Source organism: Stieleria sp., from assembly GCF_041595215.1.
Classification (GTDB): Bacteria; Planctomycetota; Planctomycetia; order Pirellulales; family Pirellulaceae; genus Stieleria; species Stieleria magnilauensis.
The window spans coordinates 1-3,166 of the sequence record NZ_JBFHKV010001002.1; the positions used below are offsets into that span (position 1 = coordinate 1).

Here is a 3,166-nt window from a genome sequence, read left to right on the forward strand (position 1 = left end):
ATCCGGAGGTGTCGCTGCGGTCACCTCCGGCTACTGGCTTTGCCCCCGTCCGGGGTCCTGCCTGCGATCAGAGATTGCCCGTCGGCTCGCACCCGATCACGACGTCCCTTACGCCGAGGCGGCGGCGCCGAAACCGAGTTCGACCAGGTGGTGCGAGGTGCGTGAGACGGCAAAGCGAATCTGCTCCTCGGAGTGTTCGCTGGTCAGGAAGAAACGCAGGCGGGCGGCGGATTCATCGACGGCCGGGTAGAGGATCGGTTGGACGTTGATTCCATCAGCTTTCAAGCGATTGGACAAACGCAAGGCGACCATCGAGTTGCCGGTGATCACGGGCACCACCGGTGTGCCTCCGCTGGCCCCGGTATCGAGTCCGGCTTCTTTGCAGAGCGTCAAAAACAATTCGCTTCGTTGCCGCAATCGCTCGACGCGTTCGGGTTCTTTTTCCAGGGTTTCAATCGCCGCCAACGCCGCGGCGACTTGAGCCGGCGGCATCCCGACGCTGAAGACAAATCCGGGGGCGGTGTAGCGCAACAACTCGACCAAGGCGTTGGAGCCGGCGATGTAACCGCCACAGGACGCGGCCGATTTGGACAGCGTTCCCATCCAGATGTCCACGTCGCGGGCGTCGATGTCAAAGTGCTCGGCCATGCCGCGGCCATGCCGCCCCATCGTTCCGAAACTGTGCGCCTCGTCGACCATCAACATCGCCTGATGCCGTTTCTTGACCGCGATAAACTCGGGCACGTTGCTAAAGTCGCCGTCCATGCTGTAAACGCCTTCGACGATGATCAGCACGCGACGGTATTTCGAACGGACTTCGGCCAGCGTTCGATCCAGGGCTTCGTAGTCATTGTGCGGGAACGGCCGGCGTCGGGCGCCCGAGAGCAACGCGCCTTGGACGATGCTGTTGTGCGACAGCGCGTCGTGCAGAATCAAATCGCCTTCGCCGACCAAGTGACCGATGGTGGTCTCGTTCGTGGCGTGACCGCCGACCATCAGGATCGAATTGTCGACACCGATGAATTCCGCGATCTTCCGTTCCAGTTGGCCGTGAATCGGTTTTTCACCGGACACCAGTCGGCTGGCCGAGACGCTGGTGCCGTACCGTTTGACCGAATCGGCGGCGGCTTGGGAAACGTCCGGATGGCCGCTCAGGCCCAGGTAGTTGTAGCTTGCAAAGCTGATCAGTTTTTGCCCATTGATGACGGTTGTGTCGGCGACAATGCTGTCGTGGACGGTGAAATACGGGTTGGGCACGCCCGTCATCCGCATCTGCTCCATCGTCGCTTTGAGCCGGCGATACTCGGCGAATTGCTCCACGCGATCCTCCGGCTCCACGCCCACGTCTTGCGGGGCCGGTCGTGATTCGGCGCCGGCGGAGAGGGTTTCGGTGGAAACCTCGGTCGTGCCGGAGAGCATGGCTTCGGCGCGTGCATCGGCACCCGGCGGCAGGTAACGCTGCACGGCCAGCGCGGTTTGGCCGATCGTCTCGATCTCGTCGAGGACCTGTTCGGGGAATCGCCCGCCGAAGGTTCGTTCGAGGTTCCGTGCGATCTCCAGTCGCTCGAGACTATCGAGTCCCAGATCGAGCACGATGTTGGTGTCCAGTTTCAGCGACTTGGCGCGTTCACCGGCGACGCTGCGCACCTGATATTGAATGGCCGCGACCACCAGCGGATTGACGTCGGCATCGCTGATGCTCTCGCCTCGCCCTCCGGCGGAGGCGGCTTGCATCATCGGCATCGCTTCGTTGACCGCCACGCCGATCCCGGCGACTTCTTCCCAGCGGACCCACTTGGCGATCAATTTCAGTTCGTTGTCACGAACGGCGTGCAGACAGGCATGTCGCTGAATTTTTCCGCTGCTGGTCTTCGGCACGCTGCTGTTGCGGACCAGATAGACCGCATCGGGCGGCAGATCGTGTTCGTCGGTGACGGCACGTCGGATGGATTGGATCTGGGCGTCCCAATCCACGTCGCGAACCCGTGCCGCTTCGGCAACGATCGCCAATTGTTCGCGACCGTCATGTTCCATCGCAAAGGCGCCGACCGCTCCGGCCTGGACGATGGAGCTGGCCCGCTCGACGGTTTCTTCGATGTCCTGAGGATACCGATTGACCCCACGGACGATGATCATGTCCTTGAGCCGACCGGAGACGTAGAGCTGGCCGTCGAACAAGAATCCCAAATCGCCGGTGCGCAAGAACGGGCCACGCCCGTCTTCGGTCATCGCTTTGAAAGTTCGCTCAGTCGCCTCTTTCCGCTGATAATACCCGGCGCCGACCGAGGGACTGTCCACCCAAATCTCACCGATCTGGTCATCGGCGAGCACCTGACGGGTGTCGGGGTCAACGATCAGCACCGTCTCGTTGGGAAGCACGGCGCCGCAACCGACCAATTTGCGCGCCGCGGGGTCGTCTTCGGCACGCGGGACGACGTGTTTTTTATCGAGTTCAAAACGATCAAAGCAGCGCATCACGGGACGCGGATCGCTCGGGCCGCCGGTCACGATCAGCGTCGTTTCGGCCATCCCGTAACACGGCAAGCTCGCCGAGGAACGAAACCCGTACGGTTCAAACTTGCGCCGAAACGCTTCCAAGGTATTGGGGCGAATCGGTTCGGCACCGTTGAATGCGATCTCCAACGTGCTCAGGTCCAACCCGTCCATCTCCCGTTCGGCGATCTTGTCGACACACAATTGATAAGAAAAATTGGGGCCGCCGGTGACCGTGACGCCGTAGTCGGTGATCGCACGCAACCAGCGCACCGGCCGTTGCAGGAACGTCATCGGACTCATCAGCACGTTGGTGCAGCCGAGGAACAGCGGCATCAGAATGCCGCCGACCAGTCCCATGTCGTGGTAGGTGGGAAGCCAGGACAGTCCGATCGTTTGCGGCTTGGGTTCAAACGCGTGCCAGATCAGTTCGGCGTTGGCGACCAGGTTCCGCTGGGTCAACATCACGCCCTTGGGCGATCCGGTCGAACCGGAGGTGTATTGCAGCACACCCAGCGTGTTGCCATCGATCGCCGGTTCACGGTAGCGATCCAGGTCGCGGCAACTGGGACTGTCGGTGCCCAGGATCTGCACGCCGACCAGGTCTTCGTGCCAGGTTTGGCCGGTCAGACGTTCGGCAATGCCGCACGTCGTCAACGCCCACTTCGCATCG

At 61.9% G+C, this 3,166-nt stretch carries 1 protein-coding gene; it reads right to left on the reverse strand.

Annotated elements, in window-relative coordinates; genetic code table 11:
* Positions 1-108 precede the first annotated feature (108 nt).
* Positions 109-3,166: aminotransferase class I/II-fold pyridoxal phosphate-dependent enzyme (locus tag ABX749_RS27310; RefSeq protein WP_372898811.1), on the reverse strand; the 3,058-nt coding region annotated here is incomplete at its 5' end.